Origin of the sequence: Hominenteromicrobium sp. (assembly GCF_046974225.1) — a bacterium.
Lineage (GTDB): Bacteria > Bacillota > Clostridia > Oscillospirales > Acutalibacteraceae > Hominenteromicrobium > Hominenteromicrobium mulieris.
Map to the genome: position 1 here is coordinate 1 of NZ_JBKWAE010000027.1, position 6935 is coordinate 6935.

At 52.8% G+C, this 6935-nt stretch carries 6 protein-coding genes, 2 other RNA genes and 1 pseudogene; 8 read left to right on the plus strand and 1 reads right to left on the minus strand.

What is annotated here, in order from left to right:
• Together ACLTX1_RS12440 and ACLTX1_RS12445 are read left to right on the plus strand one after the other, a co-directional pair.
• Positions 1-532: pseudogene (locus ACLTX1_RS12440) on the plus strand (hypothetical protein); the annotation flags it as partial.
• Positions 533-708: 176 nt separating this feature from the next.
• Positions 709-2082, plus strand: a complete 1374-nt coding sequence (locus tag ACLTX1_RS12445; RefSeq protein ID WP_308448276.1) for a sodium-dependent transporter — start codon at positions 709-711, stop codon at positions 2080-2082.
• Positions 2083-2227: 145 nt separating this feature from the next.
• Here ACLTX1_RS12445 and ACLTX1_RS12450 read toward each other — a convergent pair whose 3' ends face one another.
• Complete coding sequence (locus ACLTX1_RS12450; protein WP_308448277.1) at positions 2228-2740, minus strand: GNAT family N-acetyltransferase; 513 nt, start codon at positions 2738-2740, stop codon at positions 2228-2230.
• Positions 2741-2944: 204 nt separating this feature from the next.
• Between ACLTX1_RS12450 and ffs the strand changes: the two genes are divergently transcribed.
• The 6 genes from ffs (at position 2945) to ssrA (ending at position 6613) form a co-directional block, all read left to right on the plus strand.
• Positions 2945-3042: signal recognition particle sRNA small type (ffs, locus tag ACLTX1_RS12455), an RNA gene on the plus strand.
• 63 nt (positions 3043-3105) lie between these two features.
• On the plus strand, positions 3106-4713 hold the full coding sequence (gene dnaX, locus ACLTX1_RS12460; protein WP_343284303.1) for a DNA polymerase III subunit gamma/tau: 1608 nt from the start codon (positions 3106-3108) through the stop codon (positions 4711-4713).
• A 32-nt stretch (positions 4714-4745) separates the two neighbouring features.
• Positions 4746-5096 carry a YbaB/EbfC family nucleoid-associated protein gene (locus ACLTX1_RS12465; protein ID WP_343284304.1) on the plus strand — a complete coding sequence of 117 codons (351 nt, stop codon included), beginning with the start codon at positions 4746-4748 and terminating at the stop codon, positions 5094-5096.
• Complete coding sequence (gene recR / locus ACLTX1_RS12470) at positions 5096-5698, plus strand: recombination mediator RecR (RefSeq protein WP_308448280.1); 603 nt, start codon at positions 5096-5098, stop codon at positions 5696-5698. Before ACLTX1_RS12465 ends, recR begins: the two co-directional genes overlap by 1 nt.
• 75 nt (positions 5699-5773) lie before the next feature.
• Positions 5774-6238 (plus strand): SsrA-binding protein SmpB, encoded by a 465-nt coding sequence (gene smpB / locus ACLTX1_RS12475; RefSeq protein ID WP_308448281.1) that lies wholly within the window; start codon positions 5774-5776, stop codon positions 6236-6238.
• 27 nt (positions 6239-6265) lie between these two features.
• Positions 6266-6613: a transfer-messenger RNA gene (gene ssrA, locus ACLTX1_RS12480) on the plus strand.
• Positions 6614-6935: the final 322 nt, after the last annotated feature.

Below are 6935 nucleotides of genomic sequence, written 5' to 3' on the forward strand. Positions count from 1 at the left end.
GCTGCACACCGAGCGCAAATGGGATATGTCGCATGTGAATAAGCATCAGGACTTCGACGGCAAAAATTGCCCGCATAGAACGCTCGACAAGGGCTGGGCGCGGTTTTTTAAAATGATTGAAAGCGAAATGAAGGACGACAAAAAGGAGACAAAGACTGGTGCGAAACCCGTGCCAAAGCAGCTTTACCGCGTGCGGACAAGCTGGTCGGACGCAAAAAGCCAGATCGGCGCGTATGCAATGCTGGAAAATGCGAAAAACGCATGCCCTGTGGGTTATAAAGTGTATGCCTCAAATGGCAAAATTATGTATGAACCGTTCAAAGCGTATACAGTGCGCAAGGACGCTGCAGATGCGCTCAATATCCGCAAGGGTCCGGGTACGAATTATGACGTGCAGGGGCAGATCACAGACACGAAGCGCTATACGGTTGTAGAGGAGAGCGCAGGTGTGGGTTCTGCAAAAGGCTGGGGACGTCTCAAAGCCGGCGGCTGGGTCGCACTCGACTGGGTGAAAAAAGCGCAGCGCCGATGATAAGGCATAATATAAACAGAAAACGCAAAATGAATTTGTGAAAGCAAGATATTGCATTTTTGCGGCCCATGTGGTATGCTAAACGTATTGATGCAGCACGCCGGTGAAACTGAAGGGGGAAAACGGTTTCACCGGCGGCTGTGTTTGAATATTCGCAGAAAATAGGTGGAGAAGTAATGAAGAAACATCACAGTAATCGCAGCATGTTCTCGGGTAAACTCGGGTTCGTGCTGTCTGCGGCCGGCGCTTCGGTCGGTCTTGGCAACATTTGGCGATTTCCGTACCTTGCGGCAAAATACGGCGGCGGCATTTTCCTTTTGATCTACATTTTGCTTGCGCTGACGTTCGGTTACACGATGATCGTGGCAGAAACATCGCTTGGCCGCATGACGCGCAAAAGCCCTGTGGGTGCATATGCATCGTTCACAAAGTCGCATACATTAAAAGCCGGCGGCTGGATTAACGCCATTATCCCAATCCTGATTGTGCCTTATTATTCCGTTATCGGCGGCTGGGTCATCAAATATCTTTTTGAGTACATTTGCGGCAACGGAACAAAGCTTGCGGAGGATGGATATTTTTCGATGTTCATCTCGGACGGCGTGTCCGCCGAAATTTGCTTTATCGTTTTTGCACTCATCACGCTGACCATCATTTTTGCCGGCGTGCGCAACGGTATTGAGCGTGTATCGAAATTCATGATGCCGATCCTTGTCGTGTTGTCTGTCATCATCGCAATCTATTCCGTCACACGTCCCGGCGCACTGAAGGGTATTCAGTATTTCCTTGTGCCGAACCTTGAGAATTTCTCCTGGATGACGGTCGTTTCCGCCATGGGACAGATGTTCTATTCGCTGTCCATCGCCATGGGCATCCTTGTTACGTTTGGCTCTTATATGAAAAAAGAAACGTCCATTGAGGACTCTACACGCAATGTGGAGATTTTCGACACCGCCATTGCCATTATGGCCGGCCTTATGATCATCCCGGCGGTCTTTGCGTTCTCCAGCGGCGACCCGAACACCTTGCAGGCGGGCCCGTCATTGATGTTCATCACGATTCCGAAGGTGTTCGCCAGCATGGGCCTCGGCACGGTGGTTGGCATTCTGTTCTTCGTGCTCGTGCTGTTTGCGGCGGTCACAAGCTCTATTGCGCTGACGGAAAGCGCCGTTTCCACGTTTGAAGATGAACTCCATTGGAACCGCAAAAAGTCGACCGTTGTTATCGGCATCATCATGCTCGTGCTCGGCACGCTGTCTTCGCTCGGCTACGGCCCGCTTGATGCCGTAAAGATTCTCGGCATGCAGTTCCTCGATTTCTTCGATTTCTTAACGAACTCCGTTATGATGCCGATTGCGGCTATTGCGACTTGCCTGCTCGTTTCCCGCGTGATCGGTGTAGACCGTATTGAAGAAGAAATGACGCAAGAAGGCGGCACGTTCCGCAGAAAGAAGATCTTCGTCATGATGATCAAGTATCTTTGCCCGGTCTTTGCAGCCATCATCCTTATCAGCTCTGTCATGAACGCATTCGGCCTGATCTCTATGTAAGCATTTTGACCGGCGCGACGAAAGCCGCGTGCTTCGATGATGCCGCAAGGTGTCATTTTACCGGACGAAAGAAATAACAAAATAGAATGAGCGAGGCCCCGGCGAGCGTTTTGTCATGCTCGCCGGGGCCTGTGTCTGTTGTGCGTTATTTCAGAACTTTTTCGTAGGCAAAGCGGTCTGCGCCGTCCGTAAGGTGAATGATGCCGCAGCGAATGTAACCGTTCTTTTCGAGCGTGTGCTGCATGATGATGTTGCCGGGATGCGTATCGCATCGCATGGAGGTGACACCCGCTTCAAGCGAGAGTTTCGCGCAGTAGGTCATCAAAAACGATGCTGCGCCGCGGTTCTTGGCGCTTTTTGCCGCCATAATGCGGTGCACGATGCCGTAGATTTTGTTTTCTGTCTGCCACGCGCCGTTATAAATTTCGTGGTATGTCGGCTCGTCGCCCACATACACGGCGGCACTTGCAAGAATATTGTTTTCGTCGTCTATCACAACACGGCAGATTCTATTTTGAATGTCCTCACGCAGGGTGGTTTCGTTCGGGTAGCCGTTTTGCCACTGGTCGATGCCGAGCGCCCGCAGCGAAGCTTTCGCGTTTTCTAGCATCTCAAGCAGATAGGGCAGGTCACAGAGCTCTGCATTTCTGATCTTCATTTTCTTTCATCCTTTCCCGTTTTGCCGCGCAGAATCTGCAAAAAATCCCATGTGCGCGTTACAAATATGAACATATACAAAATTATACGATTTTTTGCTTGCCTTTTCAAGGGAAAACGTGTATAATACTAAAGTACGCGGTCAAGTATGTTCCGCGCACGGAAAAAGCCAAGGCGGTTGGAATATACCGTGGAATATGCGAGCGGACAGGTCTGCGCGGCGAGACACCGTGAACCATGTCAGGCGGGGGACCGAGCAGCATTAAGCGGATCGTCTGGTGCGATGCAGGCTGCCTGTCCGTTCACATATTCTACGTTCCAAGCGTCTTTTTCTTTTATCACTCACAAAGAAAGGAGCGCCGCCGTTTGTATAAAGCGTTATACAGAAAATATCGTCCGCAGCAGTTTTCCGATGTCGTCGGTCAGCCGCAGGTGACGGTCACGTTAAAAAACGAACTGATGGCCGGGCGCATTTCGCACGCATATCTGTTCACCGGCTCGCGCGGCACGGGAAAAACGACCTGCGCAAAAATTCTGGCGAAGGCGGTCAATTGCATGGATCCCCAAAACGGCGATCCATGCGGCAAGTGCGACGTGTGCAGAGGACTGGATGACGGCTCTGTTTTGGACGTTGTAGAGCTGGACGCCGCGAGCAACAACGGCGTAGACAGCATCCGTGCGCTCATTGAAGAATCCAACTTCACGCCGACTACGGCGAAATACCGCGTATATATCATCGATGAGGTGCACATGCTTTCCGTTTCGGCGTTCAATGCCCTCTTAAAAACGCTCGAAGAACCTCCCGCACACGTCATTTTCATTTTGGCGACGACCGAAGTCCATAAGCTGTTGCCGACGATTTTATCGCGCTGTCAGCGTTTTGATTTCCGCCGCATCGCACCGGAGGACATCGCAGGGCGCCTTGAGTGGGTCTGCACGCAGGAAAATGTGACAATCGACCACGATGCCGCGATGCTCATCGCCGTTACGGCAGACGGCGGCATGCGCGACGCGCTTTCCATTTTGGATCAGTGCATCGGTCGCAGCGACGGGCACGTGACGTATGGGCTCGTTGCGGAAACGGCGGGCCTTGCGGGGCGTGGGCACTTAATTGAACTCGCCGAGTGCATTCGCACGGGCGACCGCACCGCGGCACTCGAAAAGATCAACGCGCTGTATAAGTCTTCCAAAGACATGGGCAGGCTGTGCGAGGAGCTTGCGGGCTTTTTTCGCAATTTGATGCTCATCAAAACGATGAAGGACGCAAGCGGGCTTGTAAATGCCGTTGGCGAAGAGCTGGAAGCCATGACCAAAACGGCGCTTTCCATGGAGCTTTCAACGATTCTGCACGCGCTCGATGCGTTCCAGTCCGCGCAGTCGCGCATGAAGACCATGAATAAGCGCACGGAAATGGAAATGACGTTTATCCGTCTTTGCACGCCGGAAATGGATACCTCGCCCGCAGCACTCTTGCGCCGCATTGAAGTTTTGGAGCGCGGCGGCCTGCGCCGTCCCATCACCCCGGCACCGAGTGTATCCGCGGCTGAAGCACCGGCAGCACCGGTACAACAGCCCGAGACACCACAGAACAACGCACCTGTGCAGCCCGCGGTAAAGGACAAGCCGCAGTCCACAGAGGAGCTTGCAAAAAATGCGCAGCCGTTCGACGGCTGGTCGGACATTATCGGCTATATGGAAAATTACTCAAAGTCGGTGGCGTCGGCGTTCAAGGGCTCAGCGGCGTACATCAGCGGCGACTACATGCTCATCGAAGCGCCGCAGATTGCGTTTGATCTCTTGAAACGTGCCAGCCAGAGAGAAAAGATCCGCGAGGCCATTCAGCAGGTGACCGGGCGGGTGTATAAACTCGGCCCTTATAAGCCGCCCGCAGCGGACGGCGAAAAACCGAAAGATCCGCTCGACGCCTTTTTGCACGATATGCGCGAAGCCGGCGTGGAGATCGAAGAAAAATAAATTTAAAAACCACACAGTAAGGAGTCTTAACTATGAAAGCACGTTTACCGCAGGGTATGAGCGGCGGCGGAGCCGCAAATTTGCAGCAGCTTGCACGCCAGGCACAGAAGATGCAGGAGCAGATGGAGCAGATTACCACGGAGCTTGAAGCGAAGGAATACACCGCGGCCGCAGGCGGCGGAGCCGTTTCCGCAACCGTAACGGGCAAAATGGAAGTAAAGAATATCGACATCAAGCCGGAGGTCATCGACCCTGATGATGCCGAGATGCTCGGCGACCTCGTCGCTGCTGCCGTCAACGAAGCACTGCGCGCAGCCGCAAACGAGAAAGAGGAGAAGCTTGGCGCAATCTCCGGCGGCATGAGCCTTCCGGGCATCCTCTAATGGCCGGTTATCACGTACCGCCGCTCGAACGGCTCGTCGATAAATTTGAGAGCTTGCCGGGCGTGGGGCATAAGTCCGCACAGCGCATTGCGTATGCCGTGCTCAACATGGATAAAGCGGATGCCGAAAGCTTTGCGCAGGCGATCATCGACGCGCATGAGCAGATCCATTACTGCTCCGTGTGCTGCAATTTGACGGACGGCGACCTTTGCCCCGTGTGCCGCGATGAAAGCCGAGACCGCTCGGTTATCTGCGTGGTGGAAGACCCACGCGACGTGTTCGCGCTGGAGCGCACAAATGAGTTCCATGCGACCTACCACGTGCTGCACGGTGCCATTTCGCCGCTTGGCGGCATCGGGCCGGACCAGCTCAAAATAAAAGAACTTTTGCGTCGCGTGCAGGACGGCACCGTGCAGGAGGTCATCATGGCGACGAACCCGACCGTTGAGGGCGAAGCGACCGCCATGTACATTTCGCGCCTGTTAAAGCCGCTCGGTATCCGCGTAACGCGTCTTGCGTACGGCATCCCGGTCGGCGGCGACCTCGAATATGCTGATGAAGTGACGCTTTCCCGCGCCATTGAGGGCAGACAGGAGCTGTAAAATCGGTTTCGCGTTGACAAAACCGTGAAAGTGGTGTATAGTAAATCACACACAAAGCAGAAGGAGGCAGGCCAAGTGGCAAAAACAGAATTTAAAACGATTGCCCAGAACAAAAAGGCCTACCACGACTACTTTGTGGAGGAGACCCTTGAAGCGGGCATTGAGCTTTGCGGCACAGAGGTGAAATCGCTGCGGCAGGGCAGATGCAACTTAAAGGACGCGTGGTGCTCTGTTGTGGACGGTGAAATGCTCTTAAACGGCTGCCATATCAGCCCGTATGAGCAGGGCAACATCTTTAACCGCGACCCCATGCGGGTGCGCCGTTTGCTCATGCACAAGCGCGAGATCATGCGGCTTTTTGGCCTTTCCAAAACCGTCGGTTATTCGCTCATTCCGCTTTCCGTGTACTTTAAGGGTTCGCGGGTGAAGGTGCAGGTCGGTCTGTGCAAGGGCAAAAAGCTCTACGATAAGCGTGCCGATATGGCCGCGCGTGATGCCCAACGCGATATTCAGCGTGCGCTGAAAGAGAAAAACAGATAAAAGCGATAGCAATATCGCTTTTTATATGGGGATGTAAAGGTTTCGACGGGGACTGGAAGCCCTGGTAAGCGAGTAGCGGTGCGGGACCGCTATAAAATCCGCAAACCTAAAATTAAACGACAACAATACAGTTGCTGTTGCTGCTTAATTAAGCAGCCGTTCTTACCCGTAGGACCGCGGACGGGATAAGAGCGTCACTTAGCGGTGCACGTGAACGGGCCCACGCCTTTAAGCCTGTCATGATCTAAAGGCTACTGATGCGCAAAGCCTGCTGTTCGGCGGTGCGCGGAGGGAATGTCAAAAGAGCCGCTACACTCGTAGAAAGCCCCGGTAACCGGTTTTCGGACGCGGGTTCGATTCCCGCCATCTCCACCAGAAAAAAGGTCTTTGTCATTTTTGACAAAGACCTTTTTCAGTGAAATTTGCCTTGCGGCGAGTGAAATAATAACCTGCGGTTATTGTAAAATTGCTTCGCAGTGAAATGCACTGCGCGCGTTAAGGGCGAATTTAATAACAACTGCAAGTTGTTTTCACATTGCGATGAAGGAGCAGTATTTCACTTGACAGTTATTAGGTGGATTTACTATAATGAATTTAAGATTAAAGTCGCATTTTAGATAGTACTTGCATGTGGAAAGGAGATATGATTACTTCCTATTAGGAACACTGTAAATACAAGGCTTTTCGGAGCCTACAA